Origin of the sequence: Microbulbifer aggregans, from assembly GCF_020524005.1 — a bacterium.
Taxonomy (GTDB): Bacteria; Pseudomonadota; Gammaproteobacteria; order Pseudomonadales; family Cellvibrionaceae; genus Microbulbifer; species Microbulbifer aggregans_A.
On sequence record NZ_JAIVKK010000001.1, the window covers coordinates 800314 to 823023 of the forward strand.

24 protein-coding genes are annotated in these 22710 nt (G+C 54.4%); 15 read left to right on the plus strand and 9 right to left on the minus strand.

Going from position 1 to position 22710, the window contains the following annotated elements; genetic code table 11:
• Window positions 1-29: 29 nt before the first annotated feature.
• The 5 genes from LC093_RS03400 to LC093_RS03420 all read right to left on the minus strand — a co-directional run bounded on the left by LC093_RS03400 (window position 30) and on the right by LC093_RS03420 (window position 5572).
• Window positions 30-743 carry a DUF4194 domain-containing protein gene (locus LC093_RS03400; RefSeq protein ID WP_226662051.1) on the minus strand — a complete coding sequence of 238 codons (714 nt, stop codon included), beginning with the start codon at window positions 741-743 and terminating at the stop codon, window positions 30-32.
• On the minus strand, window positions 736-2163 hold the full coding sequence (locus LC093_RS03405) for a Wadjet anti-phage system protein JetA family protein (RefSeq protein ID WP_226662053.1): 1428 nt from the start codon (window positions 2161-2163) through the stop codon (window positions 736-738). Before LC093_RS03405 ends, LC093_RS03400 begins: the two co-directional genes overlap by 8 nt.
• A 15-nt stretch (window positions 2164-2178) precedes the next feature.
• On the minus strand, window positions 2179-2364 hold the full coding sequence (locus LC093_RS03410; RefSeq protein ID WP_226662055.1) for a DUF3012 domain-containing protein: 186 nt from the start codon (window positions 2362-2364) through the stop codon (window positions 2179-2181).
• Window positions 2365-2438: 74 nt separating this feature from the next.
• Entirely contained in the window at window positions 2439-3812 is a 1374-nt protein-coding gene (gene cysS, locus LC093_RS03415; protein ID WP_226662059.1) for a cysteine--tRNA ligase, read from the minus strand.
• A gap of 86 nt (window positions 3813-3898) precedes the next feature.
• Entirely contained in the window at window positions 3899-5572 is a 1674-nt protein-coding gene (locus LC093_RS03420; RefSeq protein ID WP_226662062.1) for a glutamine--tRNA ligase/YqeY domain fusion protein, read from the minus strand.
• Window positions 5573-5737: 165 nt separating this feature from the next.
• On the opposite strand from LC093_RS03420, the gene LC093_RS03425 reads away from it, so the two are divergent.
• The 3 genes from LC093_RS03425 (at window position 5738) to LC093_RS03435 (ending at window position 8266) form a co-directional block, all read left to right on the plus strand.
• Window positions 5738-6247, plus strand: coding sequence for a peptidylprolyl isomerase (locus tag LC093_RS03425; RefSeq protein ID WP_226662066.1), 510 nt, complete (start codon window positions 5738-5740; stop codon window positions 6245-6247).
• A 50-nt stretch (window positions 6248-6297) separates the two neighbouring features.
• A complete protein-coding gene (locus LC093_RS03430) occupies window positions 6298-7026 on the plus strand; it encodes a UDP-2,3-diacylglucosamine diphosphatase (protein WP_226662069.1) in 729 nt (242 codons plus the stop codon).
• Window positions 7027-7102: 76 nt separating this feature from the next.
• Window positions 7103-8266 carry a saccharopine dehydrogenase family protein gene (locus tag LC093_RS03435; protein WP_226662073.1) on the plus strand — a complete coding sequence of 388 codons (1164 nt, stop codon included), beginning with the start codon at window positions 7103-7105 and terminating at the stop codon, window positions 8264-8266.
• A gap of 39 nt (window positions 8267-8305) precedes the next feature.
• On the opposite strand, the gene LC093_RS03440 is transcribed toward LC093_RS03435, so the two are convergent.
• Entirely contained in the window at window positions 8306-9943 is a 1638-nt protein-coding gene (locus tag LC093_RS03440) for a SulP family inorganic anion transporter (protein ID WP_226662076.1), read from the minus strand.
• A gap of 90 nt (window positions 9944-10033) precedes the next feature.
• The gene (locus LC093_RS03445) at window positions 10034-10708 is read right to left on the minus strand and encodes a carbonic anhydrase (RefSeq protein WP_226662079.1); all 675 of its coding nucleotides are present in this window, start codon (window positions 10706-10708) and stop codon (window positions 10034-10036) included.
• A 124-nt stretch (window positions 10709-10832) separates the two neighbouring features.
• Here LC093_RS03445 and LC093_RS03450 point away from each other — a divergent pair, with 124 nt between their 5' ends.
• Together LC093_RS03450 and LC093_RS03455 are read left to right on the plus strand one after the other, a co-directional pair.
• Window positions 10833-11774, plus strand: a complete 942-nt coding sequence (locus LC093_RS03450) for a hydrogen peroxide-inducible genes activator (protein WP_226662080.1) — start codon at window positions 10833-10835, stop codon at window positions 11772-11774.
• Between the two features lie 57 nt (window positions 11775-11831).
• Window positions 11832-12092, plus strand: a complete 261-nt coding sequence (locus LC093_RS03455; protein ID WP_226662082.1) for a DUF3081 family protein — start codon at window positions 11832-11834, stop codon at window positions 12090-12092.
• Between the two features lie 34 nt (window positions 12093-12126).
• Here the strand turns inward: LC093_RS03455 and LC093_RS03460 are convergent, their stop codons facing one another.
• Window positions 12127-12747, minus strand: a complete 621-nt coding sequence (locus LC093_RS03460; RefSeq protein ID WP_226662085.1) for a tRNA-(ms[2]io[6]A)-hydroxylase — start codon at window positions 12745-12747, stop codon at window positions 12127-12129.
• A gap of 263 nt (window positions 12748-13010) precedes the next feature.
• On the opposite strand from LC093_RS03460, the gene LC093_RS03465 reads away from it, so the two are divergent.
• Window positions 13011-13898 carry a hypothetical protein gene (locus LC093_RS03465; RefSeq protein WP_226662088.1) on the plus strand — a complete coding sequence of 296 codons (888 nt, stop codon included), beginning with the start codon at window positions 13011-13013 and terminating at the stop codon, window positions 13896-13898.
• 92 nt (window positions 13899-13990) lie between these two features.
• On the opposite strand, the gene LC093_RS03470 is transcribed toward LC093_RS03465, so the two are convergent.
• On the minus strand, window positions 13991-14452 hold the full coding sequence (locus tag LC093_RS03470; protein ID WP_226662091.1) for a DUF1289 domain-containing protein: 462 nt from the start codon (window positions 14450-14452) through the stop codon (window positions 13991-13993).
• Between the two features lie 377 nt (window positions 14453-14829).
• Between LC093_RS03470 and acnB the strand changes: the two genes are divergently transcribed.
• The 9 genes from acnB (at window position 14830) to LC093_RS03520 (ending at window position 22605) form a co-directional block, all read left to right on the plus strand.
• Window positions 14830-17445 (plus strand): bifunctional aconitate hydratase 2/2-methylisocitrate dehydratase, encoded by a 2616-nt coding sequence (gene acnB, locus LC093_RS03475; protein WP_226662094.1) that lies wholly within the window; start codon window positions 14830-14832, stop codon window positions 17443-17445.
• A gap of 181 nt (window positions 17446-17626) precedes the next feature.
• Window positions 17627-18043, plus strand: coding sequence for a hypothetical protein (locus tag LC093_RS03480; protein WP_226662097.1), 417 nt, complete (start codon window positions 17627-17629; stop codon window positions 18041-18043).
• Window positions 18040-18444 carry a hypothetical protein gene (locus LC093_RS03485; protein WP_226662099.1) on the plus strand — a complete coding sequence of 135 codons (405 nt, stop codon included), beginning with the start codon at window positions 18040-18042 and terminating at the stop codon, window positions 18442-18444. The genes LC093_RS03480 and LC093_RS03485 overlap by 4 nt, the downstream gene beginning before the upstream one ends.
• 494 nt (window positions 18445-18938) lie before the next feature.
• Window positions 18939-20042 (plus strand): DUF4241 domain-containing protein, encoded by a 1104-nt coding sequence (locus LC093_RS03490; RefSeq protein WP_226662102.1) that lies wholly within the window; start codon window positions 18939-18941, stop codon window positions 20040-20042.
• A 315-nt stretch (window positions 20043-20357) separates the two neighbouring features.
• Window positions 20358-20615 carry a DUF2442 domain-containing protein gene (locus LC093_RS03500; RefSeq protein WP_226662105.1) on the plus strand — a complete coding sequence of 86 codons (258 nt, stop codon included), beginning with the start codon at window positions 20358-20360 and terminating at the stop codon, window positions 20613-20615.
• A gap of 40 nt (window positions 20616-20655) precedes the next feature.
• Entirely contained in the window at window positions 20656-20910 is a 255-nt protein-coding gene (locus tag LC093_RS03505) for a hypothetical protein (RefSeq protein WP_226662109.1), read from the plus strand.
• A gap of 75 nt (window positions 20911-20985) precedes the next feature.
• Complete coding sequence (locus tag LC093_RS03510) at window positions 20986-21321, plus strand: hypothetical protein (RefSeq protein WP_226662111.1); 336 nt, start codon at window positions 20986-20988, stop codon at window positions 21319-21321.
• A 411-nt stretch (window positions 21322-21732) separates the two neighbouring features.
• Window positions 21733-22188 (plus strand): hypothetical protein, encoded by a 456-nt coding sequence (locus LC093_RS03515; RefSeq protein ID WP_226662113.1) that lies wholly within the window; start codon window positions 21733-21735, stop codon window positions 22186-22188.
• 39 nt (window positions 22189-22227) lie between these two features.
• Window positions 22228-22605, plus strand: a complete 378-nt coding sequence (locus tag LC093_RS03520; protein ID WP_226662116.1) for a cupin domain-containing protein — start codon at window positions 22228-22230, stop codon at window positions 22603-22605.
• Window positions 22606-22710 lie beyond the last annotated feature (105 nt).

The following is a 22710-nucleotide window of genomic DNA, read 5'->3' on the forward strand; positions in this document are numbered from 1 at the left end:
CATTAATTGCGCAGCCCGAAATCGGACCATCAGGATTCCGGGCCGTTAAAGAGACTGTGATCTTCGGCTGACGGGGTAATACGCGAGCCAGAGTCGTCTTCAGGCATCGGCGCCTTCGCTTCGCCGTCCAGCAACTGCTGCAATGTCGCTTCACTGACAAACTGTGCGATGGTCGGGCGCACTCGCAACAGGATTTCAGCGGCGGCTTCATTATCTTCCCCCGCAACCTGAATCAGGCGTAGCTGGCGGAGTTTTTTCAGCAGCTGTTTGCGATCGGCCAGTTTGTCCGGCAGCGACATTTTGAGGAGATTGCGCAGGCCAAGTTCAAGCGCCTCCAGGGAAAGTGCCACGCAGCCCTGGTCGTCGACCTGCCCTTCGCGCAGGGATTTGTCATACTCCACCCGCAGCACCAGGATCGCCGCCACTTCCTGTTGCGTAAGCCGCGCGCGAAATCCCCCGTGATGAGGCTCCTCCTGGTCGGGCATTCCGGGCACTTCGGCGCCAGGCGGAAATACGCGAATAAACTGAAAGCGGCTGTCATGCTGCAGGCGCAACCCCAGTGGCGACAGCCATTCGCGAATCAGCGGCTCGCAGCGCTGAAAGCGATCGTACAACACGGTTTCAACATTGCTCTCATCACGGCATATCACTCCGTAATCCAGCAAGCGCACTAACAGTTCGGAGAATTCAGTACGCGTCAGCCGACACTGGGCCAACGCATCTTCCAATGCCTGTTCAATCACGATGTTTCAGCTCAAGTGTGTATTCGTCAATTTGGTCAAAGTACTCATTTCTGGCCACTTCGCCAGTAAAAGTCACTTCCATAAAAGGACCGGATCCGTCCTGTGAAACCGCCGCAGCTTCCAGCGCATGGCTCATGGTGAGCAGGTCGCGCGCATCCTTGAGCGGCAAGTCGCGACTGTTCACCCGTTGCCCACTCCCGAGCGCCGTACTCAGGTAGTTCCGGAGGTCACCGCTATTGAAGTTAAACGCCTGATCCAGCAGTTGCTGCAGCACAATACCGCGCTGGCTCTCCTCCGAGAGAGCAGCATGCTCTTCAACCAGAGTATTTACCGGTGCCCGGCGATTGCGCTGCCACAGCTGAGTCTGTTTCGGGTCGAACAGGCGTAACTGGAAGGCAGCGAGCTGCTCTCCCAGCTGACCGAGTATCGCATCGCGCCCGCCGGACTGGCCAAGCTCCTGACACAGGTCTGTAAACGCGCCCTCGGTATTGCTCTGTAAATAGCTCAACTGGCGAATGATGATTTCCGCCCGTTTGGTAAAGCCCTGCAATGCGTGACGCAATGCTGGAAGTTTCACTTCGCAAGCCCGACGCATACGATCCTCAATGGTATTCAGCATCAACCATAAAATGGACTGCCCTTCGCTCATCAGCTCCGGTAACTGCTGACGCAAACGCTGCTCCCACTCGGCCTTTTTTGCATTGTCCTTGCGCCGAATCTGACCGATAACCTTACCGATGGAATCGCGGTGTTTTTCAACACTGTCTGCAGACAGGCGGATTGCCAAATCAGGCTGAAAGCGACTTTCCATAAACGAGAAGAACTCGTCCGTGGCCTGCTGCACAAGGATATGCGCCTCCACTTCCCGCACCAGTTCCCGCTTACGCTCTTCCAGCTCAGCGATCATGTCAGTGAAATCGGCAACAATGCGCTCGGAGTATTCCCAGGCATCGACAAGGTCGTAGACCTCGCCACGACTGGCGAAAGCTTCCAGGGCATTCAGGGTGTTACGGGTATTGCGGTGCCGGGTACGCACTCGGGTGCTGTTCAGCTCCACGAGTGGCTGGGTAAACAGACGGCCGCGGCGGCTGAAAGGATAAGACACGGTAAGCGAGGCGGAATCGACCAGCTTTTCCAGCCAGCCAAACTCCACCAGGCTATTAAGGACCCACACCGCCTGTTCACGTGGGCCACGGAAACGCCCCTCCGGTTCATCACCGCCGTCGCTGTCCAGCTGGGGTGCGCGGGTTAACGCTTCGGCAAAGGTTTCGAGAATTTGCTCGCGGCTGAGCGATTCGCCGTAATCGGCCTTGGCCGTATACAGGCGCTCATACAACAGGCGCAGGCATTCCACCACCTGCTCACGGTATTTACCAGTCAGAGGTCGGAAGAAGTGCTGATAGGAGTCTGCAAAGAACAACGTGCAGATTTCCGCTTACTTTTCGGGCTTCTGGTTCAGTACGCAGTATTTGGTGTAGTCACCAGCGTCATTGAAGCTCCACTCGCCTTTCGGGATTCCATCCATTTTTTTACACCAGGCGTCAGAACCACGCTTGGGTTCGCAGGCGGTCAGGGTAAATACGGCGAGAGATGCAGTGATGATGGTCAGAAATTTTTTCATGGTCTTGCAACGATTTTCATTGTTATTTGTTCAAGGGACCTGAAACCAGGCCCCTTACGATTCGCGAAATAAGATTACTCGCGTCGCCACTTGGTTCCCTCTCGGGAATCTTCCAGCACAACGCCGCGGGCTTTCAATTCCTCACGGACTTCGTCGGCACGCGCATAATTTTTATCCAGCTTGCTCTGCTGGCGCTCTGCAATCAGCGCCTCGATTTCTTCCTCGCTGATTTCATCGCCACCACGGGACTGCTTGAACCAGGCTTCCGGATCCATCTGCAGAATGCCAAGCATCGCGCCGGCCGATAGCAGCTTGCCTTTGAATGCCGCCTTATCCGCATCTTCGGCTTTGTTCAACTCTTTCGCCAGCTGGTGCAACTCACTGATCGCAATCGGGGTATTCAGGTCGTCGTAGAGGGCGGCGAGAAATGCGGATCCTTCCAGGTCCACGTCCACCGGCTCAACGCTCTGGGTATCGCGCAGTGCGCCATACAAACCATCCAGCGTACGCCACGCCTGATCCAGCAAATCCGCGCTGAAATTCAATTCGGAACGGTAATGGGCGGAAAGCAGTGCAAAGCGCAATACTTCACCTGGATACTGCTCCAGAAGGTCGTTAACCATGCGGAAATTGCCCAGAGACTTGGACATTTTCTCGCCTTCGATATTCACGTAGCCGTTGTGCATCCAGTACCGCACAAAGTCGGTACCATTGGCGCAGCAGCTCTGGGCGCGCTCGTTTTCATGGTGCGGAAATGTAAGGTCCCGGCCACCACCGTGAATATCAATGGTGTCGCCGAGGTGCTTCTTGATCATCGCCGAACACTCAAGGTGCCAGCCCGGCCGACCGCGACCCCAGGGACTATCCCAGCCGGGCTCGTCGTCAGATGAAGGCTTCCACAGTACGAAGTCACCGGCGTATTTCTTGTACGGGGCAACTTCTACCCGCGCCCCGGCGAGCATATCGTCAAGGGAGCGCTTGGACAGCTTGCCGTAGTCGTCCATGGACTCCACCGCAAAAAGCACATGTCCATCCGCCTCGTAAGCGTGACCTTTTTCGATCAGGTTTTCGATCATGGCGATCATTTCCGGCAAGTGCTCGGTGGCATAAGGCGTGATGTCCGGCTCAAGGTTGTTGAGCGCAGCCATATCGTCAAAGTATGCCTGGGCATAACGGGCCGTCAGCGCGGCGATATCTTCGCCGTTCTCACGCGCAGCCTTCATGATTTTGTCGTCGATATCGGTAATGTTGCGCGCGTACGCCACATCTTTGTACAGCGTCTTCAACAGACGGTACAGGGTATCGAATACCACCACCGGTCGCGCATTGCCGATGTGAACACGGTTGTACACCGTAGGACCACATACGTACATGCGTACACGGTCCTCAACCAGCGGCTTGAAGGGCTCTTTCTTTCCGGAAAAGGTGTTGTATATCTGTAGAGACATTTCTGCTCACAATCATTTTTTACTGGTTGGCGCGCGCTCGATTCAAGTGTGCGCGCCATATTCAGGTTCCGTACGCAACGGGCCGCTTACTTGTTCTGTTCCTTCGCCCAGGAATCACGCAGCCCGATCGTGCGGTTGAACACCGGCTGCTCCGCGGAGCCATATTTGCTGTCGCGACAGAAGTAGCCATTGCGCTCAAACTGGTAGCCTTGCTCGGGCTTGGCTTCCGCCAGACCAATCTCGGCCTTGCAGCCGGACAGGATCTTCAGGTTGTCCGGGTTCACCGATTCCAGGAAATTCTTGTCGCCGACATCCGGGGATTCATCATTGAACAGACGGTCGTACAGGCGTACTTCGCAGTCCACATGGTTCTCAGCAGATACCCAGTGAATCACCCCTTTCGGCTTAACGCCGTCTGCCGGGTCCTTGCCCAGGGTATCCAGATCTACAGAGCACAGTACCTCGACGATTTCGCCGGCGTCGTTCTTGACCACCTCGTCAGCCTGAATCACGTACGCATTGCGCAGGCGTACCTTTTTGCCCAATACCAGACGTTTGTACTTCTTGTTGGCTTCCTCGCGGAAGTCTTCCTGCTCGATGTACAGAGTTCGGGTAAACGGTAGCTCGCGAGCCGGCAGGTCATCACGCACCGGGTGGCCCGGGGCCGTCAGCATTTCCTGCTGGCCTTCCGGGTAGTTGGTCAGCGTTACCTTTAACGGCTCCATCACACACATGGCGCGCGGGGCATTTTTGTCCAGGTCATCGCGGATAGCGTATTCCAGCATGCCCACATCGACCGTTGAGTCCGAGCGGGTAACACCGATCATTTCGCAGAACTGACGAATTGAAGCCGGAGTTACACCTCGGCGACGCAAGCCGGAGATGGTCGGCATACGCGGATCGTCCCAGCCGTCGACAAAGCCCTCATCCACCAGCTGCTTGAGCTTGCGCTTGGACACCACGGTGTAATTCAGGTGCAAACGGGCAAATTCGTACTGGCGGGGGCGAGCCGGCACCGGCAGGTTCTCGATAAACCATTCATACAGCGGTTTGTGGTCTTCAAACTCCAGAGTACAGATGGAATGTGAGATCCCCTCAATCGCGTCGGACTGACCGTGGGCGAAGTCGTAGCTTGGGTACACGCACCATTTGTCACCGGTCTGGTGGTGCGCCATCTTTTTGATGCGATAGATGATCGGATCACGCAGGTTGATATTCGGCGCAGACATATCGATTTTGGCGCGCAGACTGCAGCTGCCCTCGTCCAATTCGCCCGCCGTCATGCGCGCAAACAGATCCAGGTTCTCGTCGACCGAGCGCTCGCGATACGGGCTGTTGGTGCCCGGCTCCTTAAGAGTACCGCGATGAGCGCGCGCCTCTTCCGGAGACAGGTCACACACGTAGGCCTTACCCTCTTTGATCAGGTGAATGGCCCACTGGTGCAGCTGGTCGAAATAATCCGAGGTGTATTTCGCCTCTCCGGCCCACTGGAATCCCAGCCAGGTTACGTCGCGCTTGATCGCGTCCACGTATTCCTCGTCTTCTTTCGCCGGGTTGGTATCGTCAAAACGGAGGTTGCACTGGCCACCGAACTCTTTGGCAAGGCCGAAGTTCAGGCAAATCGATTTTGCGTGCCCGATATGCAGGTAGCCATTGGGCTCCGGCGGAAAACGGGTGGTCAGCTCGCTAACCCGGCCCTCGGCCAGGTCTTCACGAATGATGTTCTGTAAAAAGTGAGCGGGCTTGCTCTCGGATGTCATAGCTTTCTCTATTTATACAGCTGTTCTAACTAAGCGGCCGATTATAACGCAGATGGCTGGCGCCGCATGGGTTTTCATCGGTGCGCCCCCAAAGCCGGGGACAGTTTGCGTAGGCCGGCGTTCAGAGTATCATGCCGCCCCAAACTGACCCGGACAGGACAAATTATGATCACCCTGCATACCACCTACGGCGACATCGCCATCGAACTGAACTTTGACAAGGCGCCGAAAACCGCAGCCAACTTCCTGCAGTACTGCCGCGACGATTTCTACACCGGCACCATTTTTCACCGGGTAATCAACAACTTCATGGTTCAGGGCGGCGGCATGACCCCGAACATGGACCAAAAGGCTACCCGCGACGCCATCGAAAACGAAGCCGACAACGGCCTGAAAAACGACACCGGCACCCTCGCGATGGCCCGCACCATGGACCCGCACTCCGCCACTGCGCAATTCTTCATCAATGTGAACGACAACGACTTCCTGAACTTCCGCTCCAAGGACGCCCAGGGCTGGGGTTACTGCGTGTTCGGCAAAGTTGCTGAAGGTATGGACGTGGTCAACAAAATCAAGGAAGTTGCCACCGGCAGCAACGGCTTCCACCAGGACGTACCGACCGAGACCATCGAAATTACCGGCGTCACAGTTTCAGACGCTTACGCCGATAAGTAATTAACGGCACACGTATCGGGCCAACCTATGGAAAACGGGCGGAGCATTCAGTGACCAGCTTTATCATTTCAGACTTACATCTGGACGAATCCCGCCCGGCGCTCACCCGCGCCTTCTTCGAATTCCTGCACGGGCAAGCTGCCGGCGCTGATACCCTGTACATCCTGGGCGACTTCTTCGAAGTATGGATCGGGGACGACGACGATGCGCCCCTGGCGGAATCCGTCGCGCGCCAGCTGAAAGCCTACAGTGATCTGGGCACTGCGGTGTACCTGATGCACGGCAATCGCGATTTCCTCCTCGGCAGTGATTACGCAGCGCGCTGCGGGGCCACCCTTGTGCCCGACCCGAGTGTGGCAAAACTGGGTGGCGAGCAGGTTCTGCTTATGCATGGCGACAGCCTGTGCACCCGCGACCTGGAGTATATGGCGTTTCGCGACCAGGCCCGCAACCCGCAGTGGCAACAGGCGTTGCTGGCCAAGCCACTTGCGGAGCGCCGCCAGATCGCCACGCAGATCCGCGCCGTTTCCAAGTCTATGAACAGCAACAAAGCCGAAGACATTATGGATGTCACTCCGGATGAAGTTGTGTCGATCATGCGCGAGTTTGACGTGCAGACCCTGATCCACGGTCACACCCACCGCCCTGCCCGTCACCAGCTGAACATTGACGGCAAGCCCGCACAGCGAATAGTGCTCGGTGACTGGGGCGAACTCGGCTGGTGTATCCGCGCCGATGAAAATGGACTTGAACTCCTGCACTGGCCCACGGCATCCTAAGGCAAACCAAGCGCCTGCATTGCCGGCATCGGTATCCGGTTGATACCGGGTATTCCACGGATTCGGAGCCTTTCCTTTGCCTCACCTGAATTCACTCTACAAACGCGTCCTGATCCTTGGCGGATATGGCACATTCGGCGCGCGCATCGCCGAACTTCTCGCCAACGAACCCAATATCCAGCTGGTCATCGCTGGCCGCGACCGCTTTAAGGCCGACCTGCTCGCAAGCCAACTGCGCGAGCGCTTCCCCGAGGCACATTTTGAAGGGTTACGACTGGACCACGAGGCAGTCAATTTCGCGGGCCAGCTAGCCGCACTCAACCTTGACCTGCTAATCCACTGCGCCGGCCCCTTCCAGGGTCAGGATTACCATATCGCCGAGGCCTGCATTAATAGCTGCACCGCCTACATCGATATTGCCGATGCCGGCGACTTTGTGTGCAACATCGAAGGGCTGGACAGCAACGCACGCGCAGCCGGCACCGTTGCCATCAGCGGCGCCAGCAGCCTCCCGGCACTCAGTTCCGCCGCCATCAAACGGCTCGCAGCCCCATTCCACACCGTGGAAAGCATCGAAATCGATATAGCACCCGCACACCAGATCAGCCGGGGCCTCGCGACAGTCCGCTCGGGCTTTGAATCTCTGGGAAAAGAATTCGTCATCACGCGCAACGGCCAATCCCACACGACATTTGCCGGAGACGAACTACGCCAGGTCGACACAGGACACCCGGTAGGAAAACGATGGGTATGCAATTTTGATGTGCCCGACCTCCGCCTGATCCCGGCGGCACTGCCACAAATACAAAACCTGCGCTTTGGTACCGGTGTCCAACCGCGTCCACTGCAATTGGGCCTGGCGCTCTGCGCACAACTGGCACGCATTAAATTACCAGACACGATTCCACCACTGCTTCCGCACCTGGCAAAAGCCGGTCACTGGCTTGCAGCACGCTGGCCCGGAGGCAGCCCGCATGGCGGCATGCAAGTGAAAATTAGCGGGACCACTGACCATGAGACACTCGCCGCGTCCAGCTGGCAGGTTCTCGGATTGAATGGGGACGGCCCATGGATTCCGGCTGCGCCGGCCGCGGCCATGGCCCGAAAGATATTGAGAAAGGAATACAGCACCAGCGGGGCGAGGCCCTGCTGGCAACTGTTAGAGCTGGAAGAAATCCTGGAAGAGCTGACCCCGCACGCAGTGGTCAGCCGGTTTGATACACCGCAAAGCGCCCGCTGACGCGGAGCTTTGCGGCGATCTCACACAACTGCAGCCTACTTACGCCGCCCCACTTGGTAACGCAGCGATATCAGGCCCATCCGGTTGCTGCAAGGCAACCTCCGCAGCTTTCAATGCTTCAAAGCGGTCCTTGAAAGACCCCTGTGCAGGCAACCTTCCGTTCAAGCCCTTCAGAACCTTATGTACTTCGTCGTTCATGCCGGCGAGATACAACTGCTTCCCACTGTCACGGGCATCTGTGGCAATCGTCTCCACCGCCAGTGCTGCGGAAAGATCCAGGAACGGTACCGCGGAAAAATCGAGGATCAGGATCTGCGAGCCGGATGCACTCTGCTCCCGCACATGGTGACCGAGGTCTGCAGCCGCGCCGAAACTCAGCGGGCCACTGAACTCGAACAGTGCGATGCGATCGCGATTACGCGACAGAATTGCCCGCTCTTCCTCAGAGTCCAGATGCTCGGGCAGGTTACGCAAATGCTCGATTTGCAGGCGCGCCACCTGCTTTACATAAGCGAGCGCTGCCAAAACCACGCCTACACCCACAGCGGTGATCAGGTCGACAAAAATAGTCAATCCAAGTACCAGTACCATCAACAGTAGATCCCAGCGGGGGCCCTGGTGAGCACGCTTGAGGTAGCTCCAGTCGATGATATCGAGGCCGACTTTAACCAAAATACCCGCCAGCACCGCCTGCGGGATATTTTCCGCCAGAGGCCCGAGACCCAGAGCCACCGCCAGCAACACCAGCGAGTGAACCATGCCGGAAATACGGGTCTGACCACCAGAGCGGATATTGACTACGGTACGCATAGTGGCACCTGCACCAGCGATACCGCCGATGAAGCCCGCCGCCGCATTACCGATTCCCTGACCAATCAGCTCTTTGTTGCTGTGGTGACGGGTACGGGTCATGTTATCCGCCACCAGCGAGGTCAGCAGACTGTCCAGTGAACCCAGAATAGCCAGAATAATCGCCGCTTCGACCACCAACATGATCTGGTCACCGCCGAATACCGGCATATGCAGCTCTGGCAAACCGGTGGGGATACTACCGAGTACCGGCACATTCAGTGCAAAGAAAGCGACCAGCGTACCCGCAATCAGCGCCGCCAGGGGCGCGGGCACATAGCGCCCCCACTTCGAGGGCCACAGGTAAACCATCGCCAGGGTAGCAATGCCCAGCAGCAAGTTGGCGGGATGAATAGCCGAAAGCGCCTCTGGTACATTACCCAATGCGCCCAGGGTTCCGCTCGGAGAAGCGTGCCCAAGCAAGGGGTTCAGCTGAAGGATGATAATGATCACGCCGATACCGGTCATAAAACCGGAGATCACCGGATATGGCACCAGGCGAATATAGTGACCAACCCCAAGCACGCCAAAGACAACCTGCAAGACACCGGCCAGTATCACCGCCGTGAAAATAAGGGAGGCGTCGCCAGAGAGACTGGCGAATAAGCCCGCCAGCACAACCACCATTGGGCCGGTAGGACCGGAAATCTGCGGACCGGTACCGCCAAACAATGCGGCGAAAAAGCCCACGGCTATTGCGCCGTACATGCCGGCCATAGGGCCAAGCCCCGACGCCACACCCAGGGCCAATGCCAAGGGCAACGCTACGACACCGGCGGTAACTCCACCGGTGATGTCGCCGCGCAAATTGGACAAATCAAACTTCATGACAGCCTTACCTTCTTCAAACTATTCAACTTCCCTGCAAAAACGCTACCACTCCAGACAAATAAATACTGCGCGACGAAAACTTTCGCGTCAGGCGCCGCAGGCTCCTCCGGTTACGGCTTCCGGCAACTCACCAAACAGGGAGCGGTAGCGCTCTTCCATTGGCTTGAACTCACGGGCTTCTTCGTCAAGGCACAGCACTTCGCCACTGCCAATGTTGTAAACCCAGCCATGCAGGGTGATGCCGCCATTGGCGATGCCATTGGCTACAGCCGGGTGGGTGCGCAGGTGCTGCATCTGCTGGATAACGTTCTCGAAGGTCACCTCATCCAGATGATCAGTGCACAGCTCGCCGTGACGGCCGCGAACCACTTCAGTGGCGGAACGACAGTGACCCAGCCACTCTTTCACGTGCGGCAAACCGTCCAGCTTCTCCGGTGCGATTGCGCCCTTCATGGCACCACAATCGGTATGGCCGCACACCACAATATGGGAAACACCCAGTGCCGCGACAGCAAACTCGATAGAGGCAGTCATGCCGCCAGTCTGACTGCTGTGCGGAGGAACAACATTGCCGGCATTACGGCAGATAAACAGCTCACCGGGCTCGGTTTGAGTCACCAGGTTCGGGTCAATGCGCGAATCTGCACAGGTAATGAACAGCACTTCAGGGTTCTGTCCATCTGCCAACTTGGAAAAACGGGCTTGCTTGGTCGGGAAAACTTCTTTTTGAAACTTCGCCACTCCAGAAATCACGTGCTCCATGGAAACTCCTATTTCATAACGACTATGGGCTAACTGGTTGGAATCCATTATTTTTTGATAGTTCAATAAGTTAAAATACCAATTGCTGATAACCTTTGATTATCAAAAGCCTGACGGAGTGACCGTGCCAACGCAGCAACAAGCCCCCACCATCAAGCAACTCGAGTACTTTGTGACTGTTGCGTCGCGACTAAATTTCCGACGCGCCGCCGAAGAACTCAGGGTTAGCCAGCCAGCCCTCACCACGCAGATTCGGGCACTGGAAACCACTCTGGGACTGCCGCTGTTTGAGCGAAACCGTACTGGCACGCTGATAACGCCACAGGGACGCGAACTGCTTGAGCACGCCCGCCAACTGGTTCTCAGCATGCGAGAGTTTACCGGGCTCGCCGAAATGGTCGGACAGGGGCACCAGACCACCTTCAAACTCGGCGTTCCGCCCACATTGGGGCCCTACCTGTTGCCGAACGTATTGCCCTCGCTGCACAGCCAGCATCAACGCCTCAAGCTTTACGTCCGGGAAGCGCCACCGCGATCTCTACTCCGTGGCCTGAGTGAAGGCAGCTACGACATTGCCATCGTACCGCTACCGATTGAACGGGATGATCTGGCGGTAGAGCCACTATTCACGGAGCCGTTGAAATTCGTGGTACCTGCCGACCACCCACTGGCTGGCAAGAGCAAAGTCAGCCCATCACAATTACGCGGCGAAAAAGTACTGACCCTGGAAGACCACCACCACTTCCACCATCAGGTTCAGGAGATCTGCCAGCGTCTTGGCGCGCATTTGCAGCGTGACTACGAAGGCACCAGTCTGGATACCTTGCGACAAATGGTGGTAATGGGGCTCGGCGTTGCGTTTCTGCCGGGGCTCTACGTGCACTCCGAAATGCACAACCCCGAGGCCCTGCATGTCAGTGAAATCCGCTCAAAACCGATTCTGCGACAACACGGCCTGGTATGGCGGGCAAGCGCGCCCGCGAGGCGGTACTATCGGGCGTTGGCGGCCGATATCCGCAACATCGTGCGCGAACGACTGGGCGATATTGTGACGGTTGATGAATAAACCTCCTGCAGCGAGACAGAAAGCTGCGCAATGCGCGCCAACACAAGAGGAATAGCAATGAATAACGAACAAAAAATCGATGTTAAGCAGGCTCTACGGGTGTTCGACAAAATCACCCGGCACGGAGAGAAAACCGAAAAGGGATGGCAATACCGCGGCCTTTCAGCCAGCACCGATTTTGACGGTTACACGGTGTTCCTGCGCTCAGCAAAAGTTGAACTGACGATCTTCTTCCACAACAAATTCACTATCGAGTGCCGCAACTCACTGGACCTCGAAGAATTTATCGAACTGCTCGGGAAAATCGAACGCAGCTAATGCCCACCCGAGCCCGTTCTGCGGCTCCTGGGACTTACGCGATTCCAGGCACACCACTGTGAAACCGGAACTCGCCATCACCGCTTTCGACAAGCGCTCGCTCTACCTCAAGCAGCGCCTGCACACGCGGCTCAATATCCTCGTCGCTGACACCCTGGGCCAGGCTCAGGTAATCGCGAAAATGACGCGCTTCCGACTTCAGCAGAGAAAAATAAAATTTCTGCAACTCATCGTCGAGATGCGGCGCAATACGTGCAAATCGCTCACAGGAACGCGCCTCAATAATCGCCCCACAGATCAGCGTATCCACCAACCGGCCCGGCTCGGCGGAACGAACCTCGCTACGCAACCCGGCCGCATAGCGCGACGCACTGATATGTGGATAGGCAATACCGCGTTTTTTCATGATCGCGATAACCTGCTCAAAATGACGCAACTCCTCGCGCGCGAGCCGTGACATCTTGTTGAGCAGATCAAAATTATCGAGATAGCGGAACATCAGATTCAGTGCCGTGCCCGCGGCTTTTTTCTCGCAATTGGCGTGATCGACCAGCATCAACGCCGGCTCCGACAACGCAGCCTCAACCCAGGCATCCGGGGTCGGGCACAGCAGAAATTCATGGATCGCGGAAAGATCAGGCACTTCGATAGACATAGGCGGCAGGGAATCTTCAATAAACCACAAGAATGGCGGCGCATTATAGCGCCTCCCCCGCCTACTGGATAACCATACGGGTTCTTGGAGGGGAAATTTGATGTGGAGCCTTGGTCACAAAGATTGATAACGGCTTATTAAGTGGATTAATATTTATAACTACCCCCATGAGATCCATACCATTGCCCAGCAAACCGCTATCAATAGCCGAGACAGGGCGCCTGCGCGCTATCACCCGGTTACTTCCCGACTCGCTCTCGGTCATGCACCAACGGGCATCGACCCTGAGAGATGCCCTTTCGGATCTGGAGCACAACGCCTCACCGTGGGAAAGCTATGTGCTGCAACCAGCCTTTGCCAGCGATGCAGCGCTGCGCTTAAGCCAGCCTTTCGACACGCCATATCAGCTGGCGGGTGCACTATTCTCCCAGCTCGACTATGACGACGAAGTGGAGCTTGGCGACGCACGCCAAACTTTGCAGATACCGGGCCTGCTCGCGGTACCCTCCACCGTAATCACGCTGGCGCAGGAACTGAATCGGGCCAAATCCGAATTCCAGCAATTCGCCGCCGAGTTCAAACAAATATTGTCTGACTGCCCCACGCTCGAACGCGACGCGCAACTCCGGGAGGCCATTGCCGATGCCGGCTTCCCGCGAACCCACTTGCGTCAGTCTTACCGCCAGATTCTTCTGTGCCCACAAAAGCCCGACGCTATTACGTTGAGCTGGATCAAAGCGCGCAAGTCCATCAAAAAAGTGACTGTAGAGTGGTGCGAAAAAAAGCTGGTGCAGCTGGATCCCCTGGGCGAGGACGCCGGGATTCAGTACCAGCGCCAGCTATTGGCCGGACTACATCCCCGCCAGCGAGACTCCCTACGCCAGGTTCAGGTTCAAAGTCGCGCCAACCTGCAGGTTGCGGAGATTTTTTACGGTGCCCCCCGGGCGGGAGAGAAAGACACCTATCGGCAGGTGGGCTACTCGGCGATGCCGGTATTGGTCAACGGAGGAAACAACAGAAATCTCCCGGAGTTCACGCGTGTCGATCACAACCCGCCCGCCAGTCGTCGCCGCCAGCGACGCGACCTCAAGATCTCACCAGAACCACTATTAGCAGCCCTTCGTGTGCATCTGCACACCGGACAGCAATAATTTACACCCGCAGATAACGCTTCAGGGGGAGCCAACCGCGGATACAAGAGTGATAGCAAGTAAGAAGAAACGCGAGCAGCAGGCGTCCTGTGCTAGGCCGTTTGCAGCCCGGGAGCTACAAATCGCTGGTAATACGCAACGGAAAGCGCGTAAAAGTCTTCGTCGATACGCCGCCGTACCTCCACCAGAGAAGCGCCACGAGCTATCGGGGTTCTCACCAGGCCATAGTCGGCGAGCTCGCCGATCTGACTGGCCCCGGCCCGCAGCAGTTCAAACACCCAGCAATAGGGGTTCTGATCTTCATTGAAGCGAATCTGCTGGTGCCGCAACTGCGATAAAAGCAGATACTGATCAACAATCTCCAGCTGACTGCGCACAGCATTTGCAAGATATCCGTCACGACGATCGGCAATAATACGGCGCTGCTCTTCGGTATATCCGTTCCAATCGATTACCTCATGAGCAAAGCGCTTGCAGCCACGGCAGACGTTATCACCAATCCCCGTGGAACAAACACCAATGCAGGGCGTGCGCACTTTTTTGTAAATCGCCATGCAGCCGACATCCTCGTGAACCAAACCGATCTACACGGAAGTGAAACAATCCCGTGTAATTGCAGGCGGCAGAGAATAGCATTTTTTAAGCGGCGGATTCTGCCATTCACACAATGGATATTGGCGCCCGAAGATGCGATTAATTCTCACTTCCAGGGCGTGCAAAATACGACCACTATTGATTCCATGAATGGCGAAAATTGGCGTAAGTTATTGATTTTTCAGCGAACTTAACAGCGTTAACCCTTTTATTGTAGAATTCGCCACCCGCCTCCAGCGGCCACCGTTGTAAACCGGGATCCGGACGAGAAGTACATGCGCTTCCGGAGTCCTGAAAAGCTGTTGGTTTTACCCCATATACAGAGAGGGAATTATCCGTGCTTGAAGCCTATCGCAAACACGTCGCCGAGCGCGCCGAACAAGGTATCCCACCCAAGCCCCTGAATGCCGAGCAGGTAGCCGGCCTGGTGGAACTGCTGAAAAACCCGCCCGCCGGCGAAGAGCAGGAACTGCTGGACCTGATCACCAACCGCGTACCGCCGGGCGTGGACGAAGCGGCTTACGTAAAAGCCGGTTTCCTCACCGCCATCGTTAAAGGCGAAGCGGAATCCCCGCTGGTCGACCGCGCACACGCCACCAAACTGCTGGGCATGATGCTCGGCGGCTACAACATCGCCACCCTGGTTGACCTGCTGGACGACAAAGACCTGGCAGAGCTGGCCGGCGAACAGCTGAAAGGCACCCTGCTGATGTTCGACGCGTTCCACGACGTCGAAGAAAAAGCCAAAGCAGGCAATGAAGTAGCCAAGGACGTCATCAAGTCCTGGGCCGAAGGTGAGTGGTTCACCAAGCGCAACAAAGTGCCTGAGAGCATCAAGGTTGCGGTATTCAAGGTCACCGGTGAAACCAATACCGACGACCTGTCCCCTGCCCCGGATGCCTGGTCCCGCCCGGACATCCCGCTGCACGCGCGCGCCATGTACAAAATGACCCGCGACGGCCTCACGCCTGAAGAACACGGCGTAACCGGTCCGATGAAGCAGATCGAAGAAGTCCAGGCCAAAGGCATCCCCGTCGCCTTCGTTGGCGACGTCGTTGGCACCGGCTCTTCCCGTAAGTCTGCCACCAACTCCGTACTGTGGTTCTTCGGTGACGACCTGCCGGGCGTACCGAACAAGAAAGGTGGTGGTATCTGTATCGGCGGTAAAGTAGCCCCGATCTTCTACAACACCATGGAAGACGCCGGCGCACTGGTATTCGAAGCACCGGTCGACGATCTGAACATGGGTGACATCATCGAGATTCGCCCGTACGACGGCAAAATCCTGTCCGAAGACGGCAAGGTTCTGTCTGAATTCGAACTGAAGTCCGACGTACTGCTGGACGAAGTTCAGGCGGGTGGCCGTATCAACCTGATCGTTGGCCGTGGCCTGACCACCAAGGCACGCGAATCCCTGGGTCTCGGCGCGTCCGACCTGTTCCGCCTGCCGGAGCAGCCGAACGACACCGGCAAAGGCTACACCCTGGCCCAGAAGATGGTCGGTAAAGCCTGTGGTATGGAAGGTGTACGCCCGGGTACCTACTGCGAACCGAAAATGACCACCGTTGGCTCCCAGGACACCACTGGCCCGATGACCCGTGACGAGCTGAAAGACCTCGCGTGCCTCGGTTTCCAGGCCGACCTCACCATGCAGTCCTTCTGTCACACCGCGGCTTACCCGAAGCCCGTTGATATCGACACCCAGCACACCCTGCCCGACTTCATCATGAACCGCGGCGGCGTTTCCCTGCGTCCGGGTGACGGCATCATCCACAGCTGGCTGAACCGCATGCTGCTGCCGGATACCGTTGGTACCGGTGGTGACTCCCACACCCGCTTCCCGATGGGCATCTCCTTCCCGGCCGGTTCTGGCCTGGTAGCGTTTGCCGCAGCCACCGGCGTTATGCCGCTGGATATGCCGGAATCTGTACTGGTACGCTTCAAGGGCGAACTGCAACCTGGCATCACCCTGCGTGACCTGGTACACGCAATCCCCTACTACGCTATCCAGGAAGGTCTGCTGACGGTCGAGAAGAAAGGCAAGAAGAACATCTTCTCCGGCCGCATCCTCGAGATCGAAGGCCTGGACCACCTGACCGTAGAGCAGGCATTCGAACTGTCTGACGCCTCTGCAGAGCGCTCTGCTGCCGGCTGTACCATCAAGCTGCCGGAAGAAGCCATCGCCGAATACCTGCGCTCCAACATCACCCTGCTGCGCTGGATGATTGCGGAAGGCTACGGCTCCAAGCGCACCCTGGAACGTCGTGCACGCGCCATGGAAGAGTGGCTGGAGAAACCGGAACTGATGAGCGCCGACGCCGACGCCGAATACGCAGCAGTGATCGAGATCGACCTGGCCGACGTGAAAGAGCCGATCGTCTGCGCTCCGAACGACCCGGACGACGCACGCCTGCTTTCCACTGTCGCGGGTGACAAGGTGGACGAAGTGTTCATCGGCTCCTGCATGACCAACATCGGTCACTTCCGCGCAGCCGGTAAACTGCTCCAGCAGCACAAAGGTGGCATCTCCACCCGTATGTGGATCTCTCCGCCCACCAAGATGGACGAGCACCAGCTGATGGAAGAAGGCTACTACAACATCTACGGCTCTGCCGGTGCACGCACCGAGATGCCGGGATGCTCCCTGTGTATGGGTAACCAGGCACGTGTAGCCCCGAACAGCACCGTACTGTCCACCTCCACCCGTAACTTCCCGAACCGCCTGGGCGACGGTGCCAACGTGTACCTGACCTCCGCGGAACTGGCTTCTGTGGGTGCCATCCTGGGCAAACTGCCGACCCCGGCGGAATACCAGGAGTTCGCCAAGAACCTGGACGCCATGTCTGCGGAAATCTACCGCTACCTGAACTTCGACCAGATTGAGGAATTCCAGAAATCTGCCGAAGAAGGCAAGCGTATCGCTGCTACCGAGATTCAGGACGTTGCTGTTTAAGTCGCCGATTTAAACAACTGACTGAATTTAAAGAAAAACCCTACTCGAAAGAGTGGGGTTTTTTCGTTTTCCGCAGAGCCAAAGTGGCAAGAAACTCCCTATTTCCATTAGCATTGGGCCACGGACGTATTACCTGAGGAAATTCCGCCCACCGGTTCATGACAAAAGGGACGTCATCACCATGCAAATCCTATCCCGCCTTCTGATTCTGATCCTCGCCGCATCTCTCTGCGTAACAGCCCATAGCCAATCCCTCGACAACAAGGCAAAACTCCTACCGGAAATTGGAGCAGCCCTGATGTTAAGCAAGTCGCTGCAACGGATGGCGAATACCTGCAGCGTCATTTATCCGCCCCAGGAAGTGGTTTACCAAGGCATTTATCAAGCGTCCTCAGCTCCACGTTACCTGTTGCTTTTTAACTTTGAAACAGAGTTACCGTTGGTGACTGGCTCACAGGATGAGCGACTTCAAGCACTCGATTTATCCGAAAAAAAGTCGATACCCTTTGCAACACAGAATTTCCACAGTAAATTGACAGGTTCGATCAGGAATACGCTCATCGCTATAAAGAAATCAAGCTATTGCTCTCAGAGTTGAAAAAATCACCCACCAAACAAAGCCAGAGCCTGCCGAAAGCGCCCACAGAATCAGCTGACGCCCCCAATGTCGCAAACCTGATATCCCGCATCAAAGACTCCTCAAAGCTAAGTTTTAATTCAGGAAACTGGCGATTGTTTTCGGAATTATACGAGCCGGGGACATTTGACTGCTGGAAATCAGCTTCCGGCGCTGACGTATTTGGCTTCCTGGCAATGCAACCGATTCCCGAGCATGCAAAATATAAAGTAGAAGCGTTTACAGAATTTGGGCTAGCCAATGGCGTTTTTAGTAACCACAAACCTACGCATTTATTGGAGATTTCATACAAGCAATCTACTGATGGCGAGCGCTGTGGAATTGAGGAGAGCAAACGGTCCCCAACGCATTATTTTTCCTGATTGAGAGTGACGATGGCTATAAGCTCACGCACTACTGTCCCCAAGACCCAAGCCTAATCTCATGGGGAGAACCACTATCCGCAGCAATACTCGCGGCAAACATAGGTCGGCTTGACGCAGAAGACTGGAAAATTATCCCTCAGGAAGTTAAACGGGATCCTTTCTTTGCCAGGGGCGCCACGAAATACCTACGGGACAAGTACGGATTCGGCCCTATATTAGTCGCGAACGCGATAGACTATATATGCGATCCCAAGAATGTTGCACCATAGCAGTTTTAGCAAGAGAACCTACTGCCTCCGTATGAGCACCAGCAGCATTCAGTAATAGCGGAACCGCATACCTAAATATAGACTCCCCGGAAACCCGAACAAGCTGGGTAGATCCGGGCATTATTGGTATAGTACGAAATGAAATGCTCAGGTATAGGTATTCCGCCGATACCTGAGGCTCTTGAAAAAACTATGAAGTGAAACCGGATTTCGAAACCGAACATGGAAGATACAATAAACTCCCACAAAAACAACAGTAGTTACGATAATCTTGCATCTTCTCCTGAAGACAGGGTTAAGGCTTTTATTTCTCACTGGCATGAGCAGTGGTCGAAAACAAAACGAACAATGGGTGATGTAGAAGATTTCGACTTCGACTATTGGGGGGAGCAAATATCAGAAGTTGATAAGACCCATTTTTTCCCGGGGAGCAGCTCAAACTCTGCGGGATCATTTATGTCAAAAGCCACGTACGACCCCAAGACTGAAAAAATCGCAGAATACGAAATTAGAGCTGACAGTGCGCAGGTATTCACGGAAATTTATGACGAAGATCCTGAACCTAGCAAGTACCATGTCTATGACCTTAAGATGGATGCAAAGAAAGGGTGGAAAATAAAGGATATATTTACCCTATATGACCCTCCTAAAAGTCCTGTTATCGATATTGATAAACATGCAGAAATCCTTGGCATGAGCAGCCCTGACGCCCCTTTCATGGATAGAGAGGATTATTTCGACCTGGATGAAAATATACTTTTCCAGCAAGACCGAAACATCAACACCCCAGATTTAGGCGAAGGGATTGCCAAACTTGAGCAAATCGGCAAGCTACGGGTCACATCAGGCATCCTTGGGATCTTAGATTTCGGCTATGACATTTATGATTTTGAGCCTTTACAAAAAAAGATAAAGCCAGGGGACTACCCTGTTGAAACTGTAACCATATATAACCGAGTAGCCGGCCTTAGAGTAAAATTTAGCCAAAGCGAGAAACCGGTAAAATGGTATGCGGCCAACACACCGAGCTGCAATGGTGTTTATGGTGTAGACGCTGGCAATTTAGCTATTTTTGATGTCAGCAGTCTCCTGAGCTTGAATCATTTAGGAAAAGAAAAAATATTTTATGAATGGTACCAGTCTGGCAAGCCAGATTTGCTATCAATGACAGACAAAGAAGACTGCGTTATTTCCCCCAGCGGTTTTGGAGATGGTGCCTACGGCGCATTCTGGGGAGTAAATCAACAAGATGAAGCTGTCTCACTATACATAGACTTCTTGATCCTTGTGGATGAAACAGAAGATGGCATATTTGAATCTATCTAGAGCGCTTAGTATAAAGTCTCAATCGCGACGCCGTTGACCAACCATAAACAGCCTCCACTGGAGCACTGGAACCAGTCTTTTCCAGGAGTGCTTTACTATTCAGCGCGATAGCAATGGATTTGCAGCGGTGTTACGTGAGAGCGGACACCGCCTCACCTTTGCGCAAGTAAAGCCGCATTAACATCTCGGAATTATTCTTTTATAGCAATGAGCATGAACCCATTCACGTCCATACCGATGAAAGGTAGAAATCCGGTTTCATACTTTTGAGACAGCATCTTATTGCCCTGAAACCAATCACGCAGAGAGTTAAAAATGCCTGAGGTTCTGGTTAAGTCCGCCCGCCACCTTAAATCTCACATCCTTGAAATTACATTCAATGATGGCCACAAGCAGATTGTAGATTTTGCACCTTTCATATCCTCTGTGCAGCACCCTGATTATGAGCAATACAAGTCTGAAGAAAAGTTTCTTGAGTATGAAATAGTAGATGGAAACCTAAATTGGGATGGTTACACTATGATTTTCCCTGTAGAGGACCTCTACGCAAACAAAATACTCCGAAGTGCATAGTACAAAATTGAAATGCAACAAACGAACGGCGCCGGCTCATATGAATAAAGGTACGTGCGGCATTTGCAACCGTCAGATTCAGAATACTGGATTTGAGTCATGTATGTATTGCGGCAATGAACTTCTTGGCGAGCAAAAATTTTCCGCAGCTGAGAAGCTTGCTTTAAAAGAGCAAAAAGAGGCTCTCAAAGCTGAGTTCCAGAGAAAAAGAGACAGCCAGAGTGCACCATCCTGCTCAAACTACGGGATTGATGGTGGACTGGATCTCGGTTATTCAGATCCAGACTGTGAGTGACACCACTCTTAACGAGCCCAAGTAAGATACTCCAATCCTTCGGGCCTCCGCGGGACGCTAACTTAGAAAAGTCACATGAATCAAAGATTAATAAATGTCGCTTTAATTTTTCCAGCCTTTTCATTCGCGCATGAAATCCCAGACATCTCCAATGAGTGGAATCATCGAGTAGAAAAATTTCAAGAACACTTGGTGAGCAACAAATGTTCAGGAGCGATTCAAGAATCTAAGACACTATTGGAAATAGACCCTGCGAGCACTGAAGCTATGTTTTACCTCTACTATTCCAGCAAGAAATGTGGAAGTGAATTACCTGAATGGCTCGGAAAGCCTACTAGCTGGCCGAATGGCTCAGTCAAGGATCGCTATTATATTGATTTGGCACAGACCCTTGGCAGTGAAAGACGTTAACTCTCGGCTGAGCGGATTAAGCTACTCTACCGCCATCCCTAAACCAAGCATTGAGTTTTCTGGAGGCTCAAATGGACAATTGTCCTCTTTGTGGAAAAAAGGCTGATATTGCTCAGCCAGAATGGAGCGGAGGCCGGTATTTCATCAAATGCGGTACATGTGGTCGATATTCTACAAATAAAATTACGATAGATTGAGCTTGATTCGTTAAGAACAGCTGGCAGCCCTCGAATAAAGGAACTCCAGTGCTCTGTCGCTGCAAAACCATAGTGCTTGATTGGAAATGGGCCGAGCACCGCTATCGCCGTGAAAGCACGCCATCAGAAATTGAATCATGCTAAAACATAGGATATGCGCGATAATCCACTCCGCATCTAACATCAGCCTCAGACTTCAACCCCAGGGGATACCGTGACCTTAGCTTGGATCGAGAACAAAAGTGCAGAGACTGAACAAGTCATCCACTCTTCTACCTTTGAAGGCACTTCAGACCACGACGTACAACAGGCAATCGATGCCTGTATAGAGAAAGCCTGCACCCTACTCCACCAGAACATCCAAGACGATTCCAGATTTCTGCTGTTTGAGTGGGATACCACAAACGCGATTCTCACGATTGTCGTAACGGACGATTCGAAACAGCAAGACTCGCGTGACGTTGTGAAGTGTCACTTCACCCTGCTTGATCAAAAAACGATCACAGAAAGCGCGTCGCAGGATAAAACGCAGCAACCCCGCGTGGACGAGTTAGCAGAAAACATTCTGTATTGGATCAAGGATTACCTCACCACTTGCGCCCCGTTTTTACGTTACTCACTCATCGCTGCATTCCATCAAGGATCGCGAGCAACTTGCACTCTGCTCTAAAGATATTAATACGAGTGATTGGTGAGAATAGAGATCATCATGAAGGAATCGATCAAGAAGCAAGACCTCTCAACAGAGTTTTTCACTCCGGAAAAATGTTTCATCGTTGAGCTTTCCAATTCGGCAGATGACGAAAACCTGTCGATTGCGCGTGCGCGCGTCGAGCCTGGAGTCTCAACCCGGTGGCACCGTCTCAAAACGTCAGCTGAACGCTATTACATTCTCAGCGGAACTGGGCGAGTAGAGATCAGCGATTTATCATCCGAAGTCGTGGGGCCAGGCGATGTGGTTATTATTCCCCCGATGGCTCCCCAGCGAATCACGAATACCGGCCAGGAGGACCTGATTTTTCTGGCGCTCTGCACTCCGCCATTTACCAGTCAAGACTATGAAGATATTGACGAAACGCCGGCGTGAGTGGCTGGTGAAATCAGGTAGAAAACCATGATCGAACCCCGATAGTGGCACCACCATCAAGTATCTTTCATTCCCGGAGCTCGTGCTTAATCACCCGCCTTCTTT

Excerpts from the sequence above, each read along its gene's own strand:
- LC093_RS03410 (WP_226662055.1), bottom strand. The coding sequence starts at position 2,364 with ATGAAAAAATTTCTGACCATCATCACTGCATCTCTCGCCGTATTTACC.
- cysS (WP_226662059.1), bottom strand. The coding sequence starts at position 3,812 with ATGTCTCTACAGATATACAACACCTTTTCCGGAAAGAAAGAGCCCTTC.
- LC093_RS03420 (WP_226662062.1), bottom strand. The coding sequence starts at position 5,572 with ATGACATCCGAGAGCAAGCCCGCTCACTTTTTACAGAACATCATTCGT.
- LC093_RS03425 (WP_226662066.1), top strand. The coding sequence starts at position 5,738 with ATGATCACCCTGCATACCACCTACGGCGACATCGCCATCGAACTGAAC.
- LC093_RS03440 (WP_226662076.1), bottom strand. The coding sequence starts at position 9,943 with ATGAAGTTTGATTTGTCCAATTTGCGCGGCGACATCACCGGTGGAGTT.
- LC093_RS03445 (WP_226662079.1), bottom strand. The coding sequence starts at position 10,708 with ATGGAGCACGTGATTTCTGGAGTGGCGAAGTTTCAAAAAGAAGTTTTC.
- LC093_RS03455 (WP_226662082.1), top strand. The coding sequence starts at position 11,832 with ATGAATAACGAACAAAAAATCGATGTTAAGCAGGCTCTACGGGTGTTC.
- LC093_RS03460 (WP_226662085.1), bottom strand. The coding sequence starts at position 12,747 with ATGTCTATCGAAGTGCCTGATCTTTCCGCGATCCATGAATTTCTGCTG.
- LC093_RS03465 (WP_226662088.1), top strand. The coding sequence starts at position 13,011 with ATGCACCAACGGGCATCGACCCTGAGAGATGCCCTTTCGGATCTGGAG.
- LC093_RS03470 (WP_226662091.1), bottom strand. The coding sequence starts at position 14,452 with ATGGCGATTTACAAAAAAGTGCGCACGCCCTGCATTGGTGTTTGTTCC.
- LC093_RS03480 (WP_226662097.1), top strand. The coding sequence starts at position 17,627 with ATGCAAATCCTATCCCGCCTTCTGATTCTGATCCTCGCCGCATCTCTC.
- LC093_RS03490 (WP_226662102.1), top strand. The coding sequence starts at position 18,939 with ATGGAAGATACAATAAACTCCCACAAAAACAACAGTAGTTACGATAAT.
- LC093_RS03500 (WP_226662105.1), top strand. The coding sequence starts at position 20,358 with ATGCCTGAGGTTCTGGTTAAGTCCGCCCGCCACCTTAAATCTCACATC.
- LC093_RS03505 (WP_226662109.1), top strand. The coding sequence starts at position 20,656 with ATGAATAAAGGTACGTGCGGCATTTGCAACCGTCAGATTCAGAATACT.
- LC093_RS03510 (WP_226662111.1), top strand. The coding sequence starts at position 20,986 with ATGAATCAAAGATTAATAAATGTCGCTTTAATTTTTCCAGCCTTTTCA.
- LC093_RS03520 (WP_226662116.1), top strand. The coding sequence starts at position 22,228 with ATGAAGGAATCGATCAAGAAGCAAGACCTCTCAACAGAGTTTTTCACT.